We start from the raw sequence: 17,304 nt of genomic DNA on the forward strand, positions 1-17,304 counted from the left end.
AAGTCAAGTAAATAACTTCTTATTATCATTACCTAATAATTTTTGTGAAAACTACTACAAGTTTAGTATTTCTCTAATAAAAGTTTGACTTCTGCTTGTAATTCCCAATCTTTCATCGCTTCCCACTCAGCTTGACGCACTGCTAAAAAAGCTTGTGACAATTGTGGGTTCAAAGCAATTAAAAGCATGTTATCGCGCTTCAAAAATTCTAGGGCTTCACCCAAGTTTTGTGGTAAAAGGTCAATACCATTGGTATGACGTTCTTCAATTGGCAAATGTCCGGGATCTTTTGTAACGGGATTCCCTGGTTTGAGGTTTCGTTGCACGCCGTCGATTCCGGCTGCAATTACAGCACCTAAAGCCAGGTAAGGATTAGCCGATGCATCAACGGTTTTTAACTCAAAATGGGTGGAACCATTGAATGCAGGATTGCTTGGTACTCTCACAGCCGCTTCTCGGTTGTCTAGTCCCCAACAACGAAAAGCACCACTCCAACAGTGGGGACGGATGCGGCGGTAAGAATTAGTACTAGGGGTAGTCAAGGCCATGAGTGCAGGCAAACGATTTAGAATACCAGCGATAAATGCTTCGCCTATGGGGGAAATACCGCAGACACCTTGGGGGTCTGGTAGGAGATTTTGACCGTTACGCCAAACACTAAGATGAATGTGACAACCGCTACCAGCTGCATCAGCAAAAATTTTCGGTAAAAAAGAGGCTGTAAGGTTGTGTTGATGAGCGATCGCTTTGACGGTTTCTCTAAAAGTAATTTGCCAGTCTGCTGCCTGTAAAGCATTAGTATACCGTATGGAGATTTCCTGTTGACCTGGGCCGGATTCTGGATAATACTGCTCCACAGGAATTCCTTGGCTAATGAGTGCTTGAGCAATTTCATCAATTACTACTCGATTTCTATCCATTGCTTGGGTAGAAGCGAAAACCGTAGAATCTGCGGCTACAATTCCCTGTGATGTTTGCTGTAACAGGTAAAACTCATTTTCAAATGCAGCGCGAATTTCTAAACCTTCCCGTCTGGCGGCTTCAATCATTCGCACTAAAAAATTACGCGGACACAAGGCCCAAGGACTACCATCAAGTACCATGTTTCCCATGATAGAAGCATGTCCTGGAGCGTAGCGTAAAGGAGTGAAGCTAAACCAATCTGGTATTAAGCGGATTTCACCTACTGGACTAAGACCAGTTTCAGGAATAACAGCATCATACATTACAGGTACTCCCTGTTGTCCTGCGGAAATGCCTACGCCATAGTCAAAGTAATGAGATAACATTTCCACATGAACCGCTTTACCGCGAATGATGTTAGCGTTATCACACCAGAGAATACGAACAAACTTGATTCCAGCTTCTTCAAGAGATTTTTTAACTTTCTTAAACGCTTTATTTGCTGCCATTTTTGCAGAATACGCAATGACTTTGTGAAAATTATCGTGTTTTTGGTTGAATTTGACAATTTTTTGACTTCAATTTCTTTTGAAAGAAAGAACACTTAACAGATAATATTAATTAATTGTATTTATAAATACTAAATTAATTACGTGATTTTTCGGCTATATTCCAATACAGTTCAGATAAGGGACTTCTAAGTAAAAAAATATTCCATAGAAGACTGTTGACTGTTGACTGGTGATGCTTGACTTAGAATAATTTATTTTTTGGAGTTCCTTAAGCCTGTTTTTTCTTGTCCTTGTTCGCTGTTCCCTTACCTCCACACATCAAGTTTCTTAACATCAAGCGTATTGGCTATATTCCCCTTCTCTACTAGCTTTAAAGTGTGGAGTAGAAAGTAGGGAATGGGAAAAGACTACTGGTTCATTGCATTAGTTACGAGGGGTAAATAAGTTTGTAGTTAGGACTTTAGTCCTTGATTTTTAAGCACTGAAGTGCTTACTACAAACTCATCAAAATTAATACGATAGACCACTACTTTCATATTGGATTCTGAAACTTGCTTTATCTAGACTGCCTTTTACAAGTTAAAATGACAGTCAACAGTCAACAGCAATATTTTTTACAACTTAAATAATATTTCTATAATTCATAGTTTTGTTTATGTCTTGCTAAAAGCTGGAGATATTTTTCGTTTGTTTTTGCTTGCAGCCATTTAGCTTTAAAAATAGCTGCTGATTCTGCTTTTATTGGGTCTACTTCATAAGGTAAAATTTCTTGAGATGAACCTTTTTTATATTTTCTGCCACTTTTATGATTAGCATAACGGCGTGAGCGAGTATAACCCATTTGCATAAATTTTCGCGCCATATCTGCTCCAACAAAATCATTTTGTTCTAAATAAGCAACAAACATTTCATAGATTTTTTCGCTAGATTCTTTGGCAATTTCAGGGGTTTTGAATCGCCAGTGAGGAAGAATTTCTGATTTGTATGGTTCTATTAAAAGTACACCTTGCTCGCCTTTGCCAATGCGATAAAGTTCGGGATGTTGACGAAAATCGATATTTTGAAAGTCTAAGGAATAATCAAAAGGCATAGGAAAACAGAATTCAGGAGTCAAAATAAATCATCTGCTGGATTTTCTACCACTTGGGTAGAAAATTTATTGTGAATTTTGACTCTTTTGTTGATAGGTTCTCATTAGGAATAGTAAACTTTAAGAAAAAAGTTCAACTTCTATCTCTGTAGGGAAATTTTGTTTACTATGCTATCTAGCAGTCAATGTGCAAACAGTGTCCTTGTTCCAGGGGATTTGCGGAAAGTGCATCATATTGCGCTCAATGTCAAGGATATGCAAGCTTCCCGACATTTTTACGGGACTATTCTAGGTTTGCATGAACTTACCGGCGAGGAAGTACCCGCAACCTTGGTGGAATTGGTCGCATCTGGAAAAGTAGCGAATTTCATCACCCCGGATGGTACGATATTAGATTTATTTGGGGAACCAGAATTATCACCACCAGATCCCAATCCTGAAAAGACATTTACTAGAGCCTATCATTTAGCTTTTGATATCGAGCCGCAGTTATTCGATCGCGCCGTGGCAGTAATCAGAGAAAATAAAATAGCGATCGCTCACGGCCCAGTCAGTCGTCCTACTGGTAGAGGTGTGTATTTCTATGACCCAGATGGCTTTATGATTGAAATTCGTTGCGATCCAGAAGCTAGCTAATTCAGGAGTAATCACGAAATATCTCTTATGAGCGCGAAACTCACGCAAATATTCAAAGTAATTGAAGACACAATTACCAAACCGCCAATTCCCCACGAACCATACAAACAATCATTAAAGGCCTGGGCGATGTATTGTCTGCGGGACAGAGGTTTTAAGGTTGTTTATGCCCAAAATGCCGACTTTGCTATTGAAACTAAAGGTGAAGAAAAACTCTATTTTAAAGTTTCCAATAGCGATGATGATTTAGATAATTCTATTAGCTGGATAGTTTGGGATAGTACAACCAAAACCGCGACTTTTGTACCTCAAAATATATAGCGATTTTAAATAATTTGTGAAATATTACTTGGGATTGTTGAATGTTGACGGTTGACAGTTAACTGTCAACATTCAACAGTCAACAAACTTAACAAACAACTGTGCAATTTAAAAGCCCAATAGCTTATTTTATTATGACTTGCTGGATATTTATCTTGTCCAAAAATCACTACCATTGGGTTTTTCAAACACCATTAAATGCTGCTGAGGTAACAAATTTTTAGTTTCGCGCCAAACTAAACCAACAGCTTGCATTTCTTTGCGGGCTTGTTTTTGAGTCATTTTATGCAGAGGTTTAATCATGATAAAAGGATTTTCACCCCGATACTCAACTAATACTACCCTCCCTCCAGGTTTCAGGGCGTTGACAATTTTTTGCATCACTTCTTGGGGATATGCCAATTCATGATATGCATCTACCATTAATGCCAAATCGATACTTTCAGATGGTAAATTTGGGTCAGTGAGAGTTGCTAAAACAGGCTCAACATTGGTAATATTTTTTTCTTGTTTGAACAATTCAATAATTTCTAACATTTCTGGCTGAACATCAACAGCCAACACTTTGCCTTTTGTTAACAGTGGCGCAATGCGAAAGCTTAAATAACCAGTACCAGCACCAATATCTGCTACCACATTGTCAGGTTTTAGGTTCAGGATGCTAACTATTTTACTTGGCTGTTCTTCCACTTCTCGCTTCGGTCTTTCTAGCCAACCGGCACCGGTGTATCCCATAACTTTGGCAATTTCTCGCCCCATGTAATATTTGCCGATCCCATCTGGACTATGGATGATATGCTCTTCGTAAACAGTGGGTGAAGACGCGGCTTGTGCTATCAAGGTTGGATTTAGCAGCAAGCAACTCAACACCACAACAAGAGTTACTATAAAGTGTAGAAAAATTGACATTTACTTATGACTGATGTGGATAGTTATAAACAGCAACTAAAAGAATTTTATGGTAGTAGAACTACTTATGACCATGAAGAAGGTACTCGCCATCCTCTAGATGCCAAAATTTTACTTGAATTTGTACCTCTACACTCAGGTCAGAAAATCCTTGATGTGGCCACTGGAACAGGTTTAGTTGCGATATCCGCAGCAAAAAAAGTTGGATCGGAAGGCTATGTGATTGGGATTGACATGACCCCTGGAATGTTGCATCAAGCAAGACAAAAAATTGCCGCGAAAAAATTACAAAATATAGAATTGATAGAGGCAGATGCTGAAGATTTCAATTTTAGTGATAGTAGTTTTGATGTTGTCTTTTGCTGTGAGGCGATTGTACTTTTTCCTGATATCCTCGCTGCTTTACAAAAGTGGTATCGCTTCCTAAAAATAGGAGGGTTTGTGGCATTTACTTGTCCTCCCGAAACTGCTTATATGGCCTCTCTTCAGCAAAGAATATGCGCTAAAGTTTTGGGTGTATCGCTACCACATATCCTTGAACCACTTGGAACTACAGAAAAATGTCGTAAATTGCTCACTCAAGCAGGTTTTAAAGATATCGAAATTAAAATTGAACCATCAGGACGTTATCGGCCTGTAACAGATAACAGATTATCACAGACAATAAATAATATAAATTTTAAAGGTCATCCTCTATTGTCTAAATTATCACCAGAACAATTAAATCAGTTGCAAGTTGAATACAAAGCAGAAATTGAAAAATTAGCAACTGCTCAAGGTATTTGGGAAGACACCACAAAATTCTTTGTTCGCGCTCAAAAATAAGTCATCGGCTTGGCTACTGAACAGAGAACTCAAGGAAGCATCTCAATTTTGCAAAAATATACAAAAATCATGCAAAAATCCTTTTGAACTCTCTTATCTTTGTGTCCGATTCTGCGGGAAGTCGCTAACGCGTCTATGCGTCCTTTGTGGTTTGTTGATTCAATCTTTGAGGTAAGTTACAATCTCGTAGTTTGATAAACTTGCCCATTTGCAATGCTCCCAAGCTCAAGGCGATCGCTCATCATAATCATACCTTTCGGAACCAAATTTTAATCTTCTAGAATGATGTGGAAGTAAACACTAACACTCTTTACTGAAAGCTAGCTTTTTCAAAATTTTTTATGCAAAACCTATCCCTCATGTTACTGCCTGTACTAGCTACACAGAAAGGAGCAGGTGCTAGTCTAATTAAACCTCTCGGTCATCACGAACTGCTGTTGGTGCTGGTACAACTGTCGCTGTTGCTTTTAGTAGCGCGGGGATTAGGTGAGTTCATGCGCCGGATTAATCAACCTCCCGTTGTTGGAGAATTACTGGCTGGTGTGCTCCTTGGCCCTTCTTTATTTGGTTTGCTTTTTCCAGACTTACAGGCGCATATCTTTCCCAAAAGCCAAGAACAGTCTGATTTACTTTCAGTAATTTCTTGGTTAGGGGTGTTATTTTTGTTGATTGTCACAGGTCTAGAGACAGATCTAAAATTGATTCTGCGTAAAGGTAAAACGGCTTTGCTGATTTCACTCGGTGGAATTATTGTCCCTTTTATCACCGGATTTGGACTAGGCTGGCTATTGCCGGATAGTTTTTTAGCCGACCCAGAAAAGCGACTGGTATTCAGTCTGTTTATCGCCACAGCAATGAGTATTTCAGCAGTACCTGTGATTGCTAAGGTGTTGATGGACTTGAACCTGATTCGCCGTGACATTGGTCAAGTTACCTTAGCAGCCGGTATGACCGACGACACCATTGGCTGGATTTTACTTTCTGTGGTTTCGGGTTTAGCTAGCAGCGGCAAATTTGACTTTGGGACAATTTTCCACTCCGTGAGTGCAGCAGTATTGTTTCTCGGCATTGCCTTTACAATTGGGCGTACCATCGTAGACCAGATTTTGCGCTGGGTTGATGACTACGTTGGCGGCATCGCTGCTAGTATGTCGGTTGTGCTGGTTCTTTCACTCTCCGCAGCAGCATTCACCCACGCATTAGGACTAGAAGCAGCCTTGGGTGCTTTCGTGTTGGGGATTCTGGCGGGACAATCCCGGCGCTTTAGTAGTGAAGCTGGACACATGCTAGAAGTATTCACAGCCAGCTTTTTAGCGCCAATTTTCTTTGCCGCCGCTGGCTTGAAAGTTAACTTGCTAGCCCTATTAGTTCCCCAGACCTTGATATTTGGTTTGATTGTGCTTGCTGTGGCCTGTATTGGTAAATTTACGGGTGCTTATCTTGGTTCTCGTGTAGGGGGGTTGAGCCATTGGGAAGCTTTAGCAATGGGTTCCGGGATGAATGCGCGTGGAGCAATGGAGATTGTTGTTGCCACAATTGGTTTATCTTTGGGAGTCCTCAATCCGCAGATGTACTCAATTATAGTCATGGTGGCGATCGTAACTTCTTTAATGGCTCCAGCACTCTTACGTTTCACCCTGTCGAAGGTGGTTATGGGTGAAGAGGAAGCTCGACGTTTAGAGCAAGAAGAACAGTATAGCCGTAGCTTTATCAAGCGGATACATCGTATTTTAGTGCCGACTAGTGGTGGAAGTAACATCCAACTTGCAGCCCAGTTAGTTGGTTATATGGCTCATCAAAACCAGGTAGAAGTCACAGCTTTATACGCTTTGAGCGACAAGCAGCCCCCAAAAAAAGCACGTCGTACAGCAACCCAAGTTAAAGATACTGCTGCTGAGGAAGCTCTTGCTTGTGTGACTGAGGAAATGCAATTATCTGCTGATACCACCTTACAAATAAAAACGGAGTCTGGGCATAGTAAGGCAGAGGTGATTCTGAATGAAGCAAACAAAAACTATGACTTAATTGTACTGGGAGCTTCTGAACAGATACGCCCTCAAAAAGCATTGTTCAATTTACTTGTTGACCGAGTGGTGCAAGAAGCCCCTTGTGCAACAATGGTGGTGAAGTCGCACCTACCCCAGCCCCAAGGTGAGACATGCAAAATCGCTCAACAACAGCTGAAAAATATTCTTGTGCCAACAGTGGGCACAGAATACAGTAAAAATGCTGTAGAAGTAGCAAGTACCATCGCCGCTCACACTGGGGCAGTAGTCACTATTGTCAACGTGATTAACTTACCACAGGTTGAGTATATTCTTTACGAACAGCGATCGCTAGCTCCAGTAAAGGAAATCGCCGAAGATCTGTTAGAACAGCAAGCAGCTATTGGTCGTAATTTAGGCGCTGATGTCCAAACTTATATCCTTCAAGGAAGCAGCCCAGAAAAGGAAATCCTCAAGTTTGCCCAAAGCAAACATGCTGACTTAATTGTTTTAGGGAGCAATATCCGAATGGTTACGGGTCGTGTTTTCTTCGGTCATAGAGTAGATGCAATTCTCAATAAAGCACACTGTCCAGTAGCTGTGATTACTGGGCCATAGTCTTTTTAACTGCCTAAATCACAAAAGATTCAAATTCCCTGTTATACCATTGTTCACCAATACGCTCAGTAACTAGCGGTTTGACAATAAACTTCGGTGGACTACCATCTAATACATCAATCCGCACGCAAGAGTAAGGCAATCGCTTTTGTAAATTGTATTTATAGCGACCAATAAAAAGCTTAGAATCAGCAATTTTACGAGTGCGATCGCCAGCCATTTCTGCAAAAGTCTCCATCAATTCAGTGCCCTCTTGCCGTTGATACCGGGGGCGATGACCGCTACCACCAGAGATAATGCAATTAATGTGGGAATCCGCAAATCCTGTGTCAGTTGTGCGGAGATATTCCAAACAATGGGCGTGACCGTTTAAAATCAAATCCACTATGGGGCGCTCTTTTATTAAAGAACCAAGAGTTTTAGCCACTTGTTCAAACACCAAGCGCAAACGATGGCGAACCGCTAAGGTTTGTGCCTGATGCCACTTGGTAGCTTCTGTAACATAGGGTGGATGGTGGAAAAAGATTACGCGTCCCCGCACCTCGGAGGTATTCCAAGACTCAATAAGTCTAGTTCGTAACCATTCTAGTTGTTCAAAATCGATGGTAAGTATTTTCTCTGATGCTAGTTGTTTTTCAATATCGATTTTAATTTCATCAATTTGGTCTAATTTGGCACTCAGTTCATCTAGTTTTTCCGCTTCGGTAGGTTTATCAGGGTTCAGTCCATCGCATATTTTCAAAATTTGCAATTCTTCTGTATCTATTTCATGACGGCGCTTTTGCAATTCCTGACGGTAAATCTCTCCCTCTTGAGTTGCAGGTAAAGGTGATGGTGTATTAAATGTATTAGAATCCAGTGCAAAAAAGTCAATTCCCCCGTAACGAAACGTATAATAGCGATTGGGTAAACGGGTGAATTTTCCCGGCTCGTAACGCAAACAGCGTCCTGTGTCAGTTTTAGCAGTGTAGTGTCTATCTAAATGCCGTTCTAACTCTTGGGAAGACATCCCCGCAGTGTAATCCATAAACGCCCGTGCATAGGCATTCCCTTGATAGGAACCATGCCAGCCAATCTCAATATCTTTGTACTTCAACAGCCGACGTAGAGACCATGTTGTACCCGTAAATAAACGGTACAACAACGGCACATCGTAGTAATCATGATTACCAAGTACTGGCAAGAATGGTAGATTAAACACCATTTGGTTATAGGAAATGCTTTTGGGGTTGTGGCCACCTACAAGAAATTCCCGATAAGGCTGAATAAAATTTGTTGAGTAATACTCATGAGAACCCACCACATAAATTACATCTCCTGTGTGCAACACAAAACTGCAATCCTCGCGGTGAGGAAGCATCAGTTCGGCAACTTTTCGCTGGGGGTGGTGTGGAGAATGGGATTTAGTACCAGAATCACCGATAACCATAAAAGAAAATTCTGGACTATGATTTTTGCCATCGTCGATGGCCAAAGTGGTTTGGTCAATTCCCCGTTGCACAAAACTCGGATGCATCCACCGCACCCGTTCCTTCATCTTCTGAATTTTCACAGGAATCGGTGGATCGAAAATCAAATTCATGGCTGATAACTCGTGAAAGCCTAACGCACAAGCTGATTGTAACGGAATAATAAGGAGTGTTGATTGTTGACTGTTGACTGTTGATTGGGTACTGAGAAGGTATTTCTAAATATTTATTTACTATTACCTAGTTGCTAGACCTTATTTCTCAGTCAACAGTTAACACTCAACAGTCAGGGCAAATTTTCTCGCAATAATGCTCGAAACCCTGCTTGTTGAAAATGCTCGTCAGCAGTTAAGGCCTCGGTAATTCCGCTATATTCCATGACAATAAAAGATATGCAATCGCCAAATCCCCATTCTTTCTCAGTGCGATCGCAATAAAGTTGAAAAGCACGTTCGTAGATTTCTTGGGAAAGGGGGACAATTTCGACTTTCGAGTCTGCTACCAAAGAATTCAATAATATAATCGCTGCCTGACGATAAGGTAGCTGGGATAGGGCATTGCCAATTTCCAACATCACAGCTTGTGTTGTCACTAAACGAGTTTCTGCCGCTTGTAACATTTTAGCGAGATGTAAAGCTCGGTGATGCAAGCGATCGCTTGGTGCAGATAAGGCAATAGCAAATGATGTATCCAGAAAAACTTCAGAATGCATGAAAAGTTTATTTAGCGTATAAATACTTGTCTATATTGGCAGACCAATCACTTGGCCCTTGTAGACTAAGCGATGGCGCTGTTTGCAAAAATGATACTGTTTCATCTTCGCTGGGCGGTAAAATTTCAATACTGATTCGCACGCGGGTATTAGTTGGCAGTACGATGGGTTCAGACGGATAAAACACTTTGCCATTAAATATGGCTGTAATTTTTTCTACCATTTCCTCAAAAAATTCTTTTAGTCTATCCTAAGCTGGTTGCGGGAATACGGGTAGGTTAAGTGGAGGGAGAAGTTGAGAGTTGACAGTTGACTGGTGACTGGGGAGTTATTACTCTCGCCTACCCAATGCCCAATGCCCAATACCCAATGCCCCATGTCCTATTCCCAACCTCAACCAATAATCTCCCTGCGTAAGTCCTGAATAATTGAGATTTCATCCCTCAAAGGAAAGAGTTTGCACCCCTTAGGCTGTTGTAAAATAGACTAAAGAAGGATTCGGGGGGCCATTTAACTGGTCAGAAACGCCTATAGAGACTATCTTTGGAAATCTCCAAGGTCTAAAGACCAGCCAGCTGAAACAACTACAGCGGCTTTATCACCAGCGCATACCAGGCGATCGCATCACCACGTCTGAATTTTCCCAGCGTCTGGCAGCAATCAGTACAGAACTCAATCACCCTGTGTGTGCCTATCTCAACCGTCGCGGACAAGTGATTCGTGTTGGGGTGGGCACACCGCGTCAAACGCAAATTCCACCTTTGGAATTACCTCGTTATGGCGCAGAACGACTCAGTGGTATTCGTTGTATCGCCACTCATCTTAAGTCGGAACCACCCAATGAAGCGGCACTTACGGCTATGGCATTACAACGTTTAGATGCTTTAGTAGTGCTAAATATTACCGGAACAGGATTTACCCGGCGGGGAGGCGGCGCTACTGGCTACGTCAAAGAAGCTTATTTGGCTCATCTGACGCCGCAACAAGACTCGCGGACTTTGATTACAAGTCCTGCTGGCTTCAACACAGAACACAAGCAAGTCCAATCTCCGATCTGGAATATATCGCCTCCTCTGGATTTGGAAGAACTGGCACAGCAGGATTTGATCGATTTGGTGGAAAATCTGGAAGCCGAATTCCAGCGAGAATTTGTTGCCCAAGAAGTAGATGCTGACCACGATCGCGTGTTAATTGTGGGGTTAATGACTGATGAAATGACCCCCCAACAATTCCAAGACACCCTAGCGGAATTGGCACGTTTAGTTGACACCGCAGGGGGAGATGTATTGCAGACAATACAACAAAAGCGATCGCGCATTCATCCCCAAACAGTAGTGGGTGAAGGCAAAGTCCAAGAAATCGCCCTCACAGCCCAAACACTGGGAGTGAATCTCGTCGTCTTTGACCGCGACCTCTCACCCTCCCAAGTCCGCAACCTAGAAGCGCAAATTGGTGTCCGCGTAGTTGACCGTACCGAAGTAATTTTAGATATCTTCGCCCAACGCGCGCAATCCCGTGCCGGCAAATTGCAAGTAGAACTAGCACAGTTGGAATATATGCAGCCGCGACTAACTGGTAGAGGTCGCGCCATGTCCCGACTCGGTGGTGGTATTGGGACTCGTGGCCCTGGTGAAACTAAACTAGAAACCGAACGACGTGCGATCGGGCAACGGATTTCGCGATTACAAAAAGAAGTTAACCAGTTACAAGCGCATCGTTCGCGCTTACGACAGCGACGACAGCATCGAGAAGTTCCTTCAGTAGCTTTGGTTGGGTACACCAATGCTGGTAAATCTACTTTACTAAATGCTCTGACTAATGCAGAAGTTTATACAGCCGACCAGCTATTTGCCACTCTCGATCCTACTACCCGCCGCCTAGTAATTCCTCATGGCGAAACTGATGAACCTCAAGAAATTCTGATCACAGATACAGTGGGATTCATACACGAACTACCTCCATCCTTAATGGATGCCTTCCGCGCCACTTTGGAGGAAGTTACAGAAGCCGATGCCCTACTACATTTAGTAGATTTATCTCATCCAGCTTGGTTGCGTCATATTCGTTCGGTTAGGGAAATCCTCGCACAAATGCCAGTCACTCCCGGCCCAGCGCTGGTTGTTTTTAATAAAATCGATCGAGCCACCAGTGAGACATTGGCTTTGGCTAGAGAAGAATTCCCCTTAGCGGTGTTTATTTCTGCCAGTCAGCGGTTGGGATTAGAAACTTTACGTCAGCGCCTTGGGCAACTGATTGAATATGCGGTTGATTGTGGATAAATACTGAAATCAAATAATTTTTTAATTATCAAATCACCCAGTATTATTACTGGGTGATTTTATTATGTGAAGAGAAAAATGAAGTCTTTTTGAATATGAGTCTTGTATTATAGACAACTTAAAATCCAGTATTTAGAGTGGGAGAAGGCTTTTCACTCGGTGCATCTGATTATACATGGATAGCAAGCAGCAAATTCCCATAACTACCAACAAAGTCTTACCATTTCGTTTTCCAAAACATTGATTAACATGAAACATTTATTTTCCACCGCAGCAATACCTTCGTTTTTAGCTGCTACTGCCGTTGTGATATCGTCTTCTGCCTTTTCCCCAGCTAACGCCGCTTCGATGAGTTTTACTATTAACGACTTCACCGGCGCGGATACTAGGGTAAAATTTACCTTAGATGATGCAGCAGCAGGGTCAGGCAAAATTCAGTTTAAAGTAGATTATTTATCTACTGGCAGTAACACAATTGCTGACATTCGCGGTATTTTCTTCAACATTAAAGATGACTCACTCCTCAGTGGTCTCAAAGTAGTCGGTACAGATATAACAGCCAGCAAATTTGGCCCTGCTGGAACAATTAACTCCATTGGTAGCAGTAGTAACAATTTAAATGGTGGTGGCGGCTTCTTTGATGCGGGGGTAGAAATTGGACAAGAAGGTATAGGTAAAGGAAAGGGTGACATTCAATCTACGATCTTTACCCTATCCCATACTTCCCAAGCTTTAACGTTGGCTCAATTTTCTGAACAAAACTTTGGGGTGCGGTTAATGAGCGTTGGTTCTAAAAACAACCGCGAAGACAGTAGCAAGCTCAAAGGACAAGCCCCTTACTACACTCCTCCCCCACCTCCACCAAAAAAAGTACCTGAACCTAGTACAGTAGCTGCCCTTGGGCTATTTGCTCTGGGTGCGCTGAAAGTAGCAAAGAAAAAAACTTTAGCCCCAACTTCAATGGCAGTTTCCTAAAAACTGCATAATGACACACCAGTCATATTCACTCAGAGAATACAATGTCTAGTTATTCTTTTAGTAGGATTGGGTGTGTCTTTTTTAATCTTATAGATTTCTTGATTCATCAGATACTCAAATATACTTTTAGTAATTCATATATATTAATGATTTTGACATCAACATTATCTCAGCCGAAAGCCTAAAGTTATTATTTTCTGACTAACTTTTATTGTTGCGAAACCAATTAGCTATTTCTCAAAATCAAATCAAAACAAAATGGGGCAGCTACACTCCATAACAAAGTTCTAAAATTAAGGAGTATTAAATCATTTTGAGGACTTTATGGCTGCAAAAGTAGAAATTTACACTTGGAGGACTTGCCCATTTTGCATCCGTGCTAAAAATCTGCTGAGAAACAAGGGAGTTGAATTTATCGAATACAGCATTGACGGAGATGAGGCAGCCAGAAATAAAATGGCTCAAAGAGCAAATGGACGCCGTTCTTTACCCCAAATTTTCATCAATGACGAGCATGTTGGTGGTTGTGATGATATCCACGCTTTAGATAATCAAGGCAAGCTAGACGAATTACTAACTTCTAGCAATAGCGTTTAGTTCAAAAAATATTGCTCTTTCTGGCGACAAGCCGCTGGACATACACGGCAGTCGCTACAATTCTTTAAAAGTAAGGCAGTGCAAAAGCGCTGTCTATTAAAATATTAGGTTCTAAGCTATGCCCATACATCAATTGGTGAGAACATCAGGAGATAATAGTTGAATAACCATTTAATTTTCTGGTGATTGAGGCAGACAGCGTGAAACTGGCTTTTATCATTGATCCCATCCATCAGCTTGACCCGTGTCATGATACTAGCGTTGCCCTGATGGAAGCAGCGCAAATCCTGGGACACGAAGTTTGGGTGACTCAGACAAATCTGTTGAGTGTGGTCGGGAGCAAAGCTTGGGCTGTCCTACAGCAAGTCGAACTTGTACCGGTGGAATTGGTTGAGGGACGGTGGATAGCAGCGAATCCTTGGTATAAGTTGAGCCAACGCTTTTTCGCTTCCTTAGAAACAATGGATGCTGTATTCATGCGGACAGATCCACCTGTCAATGATTCCTACCTGTACGCTACCTATATTCTCGATTACATTGACCAAAATCAAACTTTGGTGATTAATAGTCCTAGCGGTATCCGGGGGGCTAATGAAAAAATGTACGCCCTCCAGTTTACCAAAGCAATTCCAGAAACCATTGTTAGTGCTGATAAGCAGTTTATTAGAGAATTTGTGGCAGCAAAGGGGACTGCGGTTCTCAAACCATTGGGTAACAAAGCTGGGGAAGGAATTTTGATTTTGCAATCAAGCGATCGCAATTTCAACTCCATTATCGAACTCAGTACTCTCCAAGGTAAAGTACCAGTGATGGTGCAGACTTACCTACCACAGGCAAAGGAAGGAGATAAACGAATTATCTTACTCAATGGCGAACCCATAGGTGCCCTGAATCGCCTTTCCAGTGGCACTGACTTTCGCAATAATATGGCCACTGGTGGTACAGTTGCCCAAACCGAAATTACTCCAAGAGAGCATGAAATCTGCACCCAAATAGCTGAACGTTTACGCCAAGAAGGCTTAATTTTTGTGGGTATTGATGTTATCGGTGGCTATCTGACTGAAGTTAACGTCACCAGCCCCACAGGTATTCGTGAGATTGACCGCTTAGATGGTACTCGTCTGGCTCATCAGGTGATTCAATGGATTGAAGAAATTTTAAAAATTAAAAAATAATTTTTATTTGTGTCCTATTCTTAGCAAATATACTGAGTTAGGACACTTGCATAATTTTTTCACGCTACTTAATACCAAATCAAAATTGACGTATTAAGAAAGTCGACATAACAAGGGTTTGCCAGCATGTATCTGTTGCATTGTTTCTTTCAGTTGGTATAAAATTAAGTAAACATATTTCTTGAGTTAAATAAATTACAATCATAGATGTAGCCATATCTACAAGGGGCAAGGTCTACATACACATCCTGAGTCGAGCAGGTCGTTCTGCTTTTTTGACAAAAGCACAGCTAGACATGGAAATCAGTGAATTCCTGCCCAAGTTGATTTTGTAAGTAGCGTTGAGAAATTTTTCTACCAATTAGCAATATTAGGGATGGCAACGTATTGCTTACCCCTACCTTTGGTAAAACCCTGAAACTAGCAGATTTTATACAACACTCAGCCTGGTCTAAGACTCTGAAGTTAATTCAAATCCAAAATTTCTTAATTCCGTGGTGTACGTCGGTTTTTCAGAAAATCAGGTATGTCTAGTCCCAGTTTTTCTTTTGGTTCTGGAATGGGAGTAGGGGCTGGAGTTGGAGTTGGAGGATTAATTGTGGGTTGTTGTGTTGTTGGTCGCTTGGGAGTATTGGGTGCTACCCGAACATTAGCCACGCTTTGTTGTGGTGCTGTTTGTACTTCACCTGTAAACCCAGTAGCAATCACAGTAATTCTGACCTCGCCTTGGAGTCTGTCATCAATGACAGCGCCAAAAATAATATTAGCGTTGGGATCGACTACTTCATAGATTGCTTCTGCGGCAGCGTTCACTTCATGCAAAGTCAAGTCAGTACCACCGGTAATATTAAAGACTACACCTCTAGCGCCTTCAATGGAGCATTCTAGCAAAGGAGAGGAAATAGCTGCGATCGCCGCTTCTCTGGCTCTAGATTTTCCAGAGCTAACGCCGATTCCCATCAATGCCGATCCTGCATCTGCCATTACAGCTCGTACATCCGCAAAGTCAACGTTTACCAATCCGGGGATCGTGATGATATCAGAAATACCTTGCACCCCTTGACGCAGCACATCATCTGCATAACGAAAAGCTTCTTGTACCGGGGTTTGTTCCGGGATCACTTCCAGGAGTTTGTTATTGGGGATAATAATCAGCGTATCTACCCTACTTTTTAGTCCTTCAATACCTTGTTCTGCTTGGCTGGTGCGGCGGCGTCCCTCAAAAACAAATGGACGTGTAACCACGCCAACAGTCAGAGCACCCATTTCTTTGGCTACTTCGGCCACAATGGGAGCTGCACCTGTTCCAGTACCACCTCCCATACCAGCAGTGATAAATACTAGGTCTGCACCCTCTAAAGCCGTGGCAATTTCATCTCGTGATTCCTCAGCCGCCTTTTGGCCAATGGCAGGATTACCACCTGCTCCCAAACCCCGTGTCAGCTTCTGTCCAATTTGTAATCGACTAGGAGCGCCAGCTAGAGTTAGGGCTTGAGCATCAGTATTAATTGACCAAAACTCTACACCAGAGACATCAGACTCGATCATCCGATTAACAGCATTACCGCCACCACCACCTACACCAATTACTTTAATATTGGCAACCCGACCGGGAACGATTTCCCCAATGCGGCTGTTTTCAGGAGAAATCTTCTTATTATCGTGATTTTGTCCGAAGTTCAACCCAGAGTTAAAGGGATTGGTGGAGTTAACTGCCAAAGAGAAACCGGGCTGTCCGGTAGATTGGGAATCTTTATAGGTAAGTCCTTGGTTATTATCAAGTGTCATTGGATTTGTGAGAGGTAGATAAACGACTTTTTGGGGTGTTATTCAACTAAGAGTCAACTATAGTTTGACACTGCCATAACATTGTGGCAGTGTTTTTTATTGTTTTCACTACTGCCAAGCCTAACAGAATTCGTTGTGCGAAAATTTACTCTGGGGTACGCTTTTAAAATAGGCGATGGCACAACAAATTCTACAGAAGTAGAATTCCATCTTACGTAGTCAAATATAGCCACACTACTACAGATATGTCTGAAGAACAATAATTTCTGCATAATGTTGAATATATTGCAATACCTACATGTATCTAAAAGCCTTCTGTATAACTTTAACCAGATATTAATCTGTTCATTTTCCTCCGTAGATGGCATAACTTGTAAGCACACACTACATTGGATTTTTTTTGCCTTAATAATATTGTTAATAGATTTCACCATTGGGGATGATTGCAATTTAAGACACAAAATTTACATGATACTTACTTATCCTAGAGATGGAAGTAAGGAATAA

At 41.8% G+C, this 17,304-nt stretch carries 15 protein-coding genes; 8 read left to right on the forward strand and 7 right to left on the reverse strand.

Annotated elements, in window-relative coordinates:
• Nucleotides 1–62: 62 nt before the first annotated feature.
• Nucleotides 63–1,412: a glutamine synthetase family protein gene (locus tag GNE10_RS01250; protein WP_185563301.1), complete on the reverse strand. Its 1,350-nt coding sequence runs from the start codon at nucleotides 1,410–1,412 to the stop codon at nucleotides 63–65.
• A gap of 637 nt (nucleotides 1,413–2,049) precedes the next feature.
• On the reverse strand, nucleotides 2,050–2,505 hold the full coding sequence (locus GNE10_RS01255) for a DUF4385 domain-containing protein (protein WP_185563302.1): 456 nt from the start codon (nucleotides 2,503–2,505) through the stop codon (nucleotides 2,050–2,052).
• 168 nt (nucleotides 2,506–2,673) lie between these two features.
• Here GNE10_RS01255 and GNE10_RS01260 point away from each other — a divergent pair, with 168 nt between their 5' ends.
• Both GNE10_RS01260 and GNE10_RS01265 read left to right on the forward strand, forming a co-directional pair.
• Nucleotides 2,674–3,141, forward strand: a complete 468-nt coding sequence (locus GNE10_RS01260) for a VOC family protein (protein WP_185563303.1) — start codon at nucleotides 2,674–2,676, stop codon at nucleotides 3,139–3,141.
• A gap of 27 nt (nucleotides 3,142–3,168) precedes the next feature.
• A complete protein-coding gene (locus tag GNE10_RS01265) occupies nucleotides 3,169–3,462 on the forward strand; it encodes a hypothetical protein (protein ID WP_099067322.1) in 294 nt (97 codons plus the stop codon).
• A 150-nt stretch (nucleotides 3,463–3,612) separates the two neighbouring features.
• On the opposite strand, the gene GNE10_RS01270 is transcribed toward GNE10_RS01265, so the two are convergent.
• The gene (locus GNE10_RS01270; RefSeq protein ID WP_185563304.1) at nucleotides 3,613–4,371 is read right to left on the reverse strand and encodes a class I SAM-dependent methyltransferase; all 759 of its coding nucleotides are present in this window, start codon (nucleotides 4,369–4,371) and stop codon (nucleotides 3,613–3,615) included.
• 6 nt (nucleotides 4,372–4,377) lie between these two features.
• Between GNE10_RS01270 and GNE10_RS01275 the strand changes: the two genes are divergently transcribed.
• Nucleotides 4,378–5,196 carry a class I SAM-dependent methyltransferase gene (locus GNE10_RS01275; RefSeq protein WP_185563305.1) on the forward strand — a complete coding sequence of 273 codons (819 nt, stop codon included), beginning with the start codon at nucleotides 4,378–4,380 and terminating at the stop codon, nucleotides 5,194–5,196.
• A 341-nt stretch (nucleotides 5,197–5,537) separates the two neighbouring features.
• Nucleotides 5,538–7,799 carry a cation:proton antiporter gene (locus GNE10_RS01280; RefSeq protein WP_185563306.1) on the forward strand — a complete coding sequence of 754 codons (2,262 nt, stop codon included), beginning with the start codon at nucleotides 5,538–5,540 and terminating at the stop codon, nucleotides 7,797–7,799.
• A 13-nt stretch (nucleotides 7,800–7,812) separates the two neighbouring features.
• Here the strand turns inward: GNE10_RS01280 and GNE10_RS01285 are convergent, their stop codons facing one another.
• The 3 genes from GNE10_RS01285 to GNE10_RS01295 form a co-directional block, all read right to left on the reverse strand.
• Nucleotides 7,813–9,381, reverse strand: coding sequence for a metallophosphoesterase (locus GNE10_RS01285; protein WP_185563307.1), 1,569 nt, complete (start codon nucleotides 9,379–9,381; stop codon nucleotides 7,813–7,815).
• A 173-nt stretch (nucleotides 9,382–9,554) separates the two neighbouring features.
• A complete protein-coding gene (locus GNE10_RS01290) occupies nucleotides 9,555–9,980 on the reverse strand; it encodes a type II toxin-antitoxin system VapC family toxin (RefSeq protein WP_185563308.1) in 426 nt (141 codons plus the stop codon).
• Nucleotides 9,981–9,987: 7 nt separating this feature from the next.
• On the reverse strand, nucleotides 9,988–10,203 hold the full coding sequence (locus GNE10_RS01295) for an antitoxin family protein (RefSeq protein ID WP_185563309.1): 216 nt from the start codon (nucleotides 10,201–10,203) through the stop codon (nucleotides 9,988–9,990).
• 307 nt (nucleotides 10,204–10,510) lie between these two features.
• Between GNE10_RS01295 and hflX the strand changes: the two genes are divergently transcribed.
• The 4 genes from hflX to gshB all read left to right on the forward strand — a co-directional run bounded on the left by hflX (nucleotide 10,511) and on the right by gshB (nucleotide 15,009).
• Nucleotides 10,511–12,259 carry a GTPase HflX gene (gene hflX, locus GNE10_RS01300; RefSeq protein WP_185563319.1) on the forward strand — a complete coding sequence of 583 codons (1,749 nt, stop codon included), beginning with the start codon at nucleotides 10,511–10,513 and terminating at the stop codon, nucleotides 12,257–12,259.
• A gap of 249 nt (nucleotides 12,260–12,508) precedes the next feature.
• On the forward strand, nucleotides 12,509–13,234 hold the full coding sequence (locus tag GNE10_RS01305) for a PEP-CTERM sorting domain-containing protein (protein WP_185563310.1): 726 nt from the start codon (nucleotides 12,509–12,511) through the stop codon (nucleotides 13,232–13,234).
• Nucleotides 13,235–13,561: 327 nt separating this feature from the next.
• The gene (gene grxC, locus GNE10_RS01310; protein ID WP_099067313.1) at nucleotides 13,562–13,834 is read left to right on the forward strand and encodes a glutaredoxin 3; all 273 of its coding nucleotides are present in this window, start codon (nucleotides 13,562–13,564) and stop codon (nucleotides 13,832–13,834) included.
• A 200-nt stretch (nucleotides 13,835–14,034) separates the two neighbouring features.
• Nucleotides 14,035–15,009 carry a glutathione synthase gene (gshB, locus tag GNE10_RS01315; protein ID WP_185563311.1) on the forward strand — a complete coding sequence of 325 codons (975 nt, stop codon included), beginning with the start codon at nucleotides 14,035–14,037 and terminating at the stop codon, nucleotides 15,007–15,009.
• Between the two features lie 486 nt (nucleotides 15,010–15,495).
• Here gshB and ftsZ read toward each other — a convergent pair whose 3' ends face one another.
• Nucleotides 15,496–16,797 (reverse strand): cell division protein FtsZ, encoded by a 1,302-nt coding sequence (gene ftsZ / locus GNE10_RS01320; protein ID WP_185563312.1) that lies wholly within the window; start codon nucleotides 16,795–16,797, stop codon nucleotides 15,496–15,498.
• Nucleotides 16,798–17,304: the final 507 nt, after the last annotated feature.

This window comes from Nostoc sp. 2RC (assembly GCF_014222165.1).
GTDB lineage: Bacteria > Cyanobacteriota > Cyanobacteriia > Cyanobacteriales > Nostocaceae > Nostoc > Nostoc linckia.

Coding starts and splice junctions, on each gene's coding strand:
- GNE10_RS01280 (WP_185563306.1), top strand. CDS start 5,538: ATGCAAAACCTATCCCTCATGTTACTGCCTGTACTAGCTACACAGAAA.
- GNE10_RS01295 (WP_185563309.1), bottom strand. CDS start 10,203: ATGGTAGAAAAAATTACAGCCATATTTAATGGCAAAGTGTTTTATCCG.
- GNE10_RS01255 (WP_185563302.1), bottom strand. CDS start 2,505: ATGCCTTTTGATTATTCCTTAGACTTTCAAAATATCGATTTTCGTCAA.
- GNE10_RS01265 (WP_099067322.1), top strand. CDS start 3,169: ATGAGCGCGAAACTCACGCAAATATTCAAAGTAATTGAAGACACAATT.
- GNE10_RS01250 (WP_185563301.1), bottom strand. CDS start 1,412: ATGGCAGCAAATAAAGCGTTTAAGAAAGTTAAAAAATCTCTTGAAGAA.
- GNE10_RS01290 (WP_185563308.1), bottom strand. CDS start 9,980: ATGCATTCTGAAGTTTTTCTGGATACATCATTTGCTATTGCCTTATCT.
- ftsZ (WP_185563312.1), bottom strand. CDS start 16,797: ATGACACTTGATAATAACCAAGGACTTACCTATAAAGATTCCCAATCT.
- GNE10_RS01275 (WP_185563305.1), top strand. CDS start 4,378: ATGACTGATGTGGATAGTTATAAACAGCAACTAAAAGAATTTTATGGT.
- GNE10_RS01270 (WP_185563304.1), bottom strand. CDS start 4,371: ATGTCAATTTTTCTACACTTTATAGTAACTCTTGTTGTGGTGTTGAGT.
- grxC (WP_099067313.1), top strand. CDS start 13,562: ATGGCTGCAAAAGTAGAAATTTACACTTGGAGGACTTGCCCATTTTGC.
- GNE10_RS01260 (WP_185563303.1), top strand. CDS start 2,674: ATGCTATCTAGCAGTCAATGTGCAAACAGTGTCCTTGTTCCAGGGGAT.
- GNE10_RS01305 (WP_185563310.1), top strand. CDS start 12,509: ATGAAACATTTATTTTCCACCGCAGCAATACCTTCGTTTTTAGCTGCT.
- GNE10_RS01285 (WP_185563307.1), bottom strand. CDS start 9,381: ATGAATTTGATTTTCGATCCACCGATTCCTGTGAAAATTCAGAAGATG.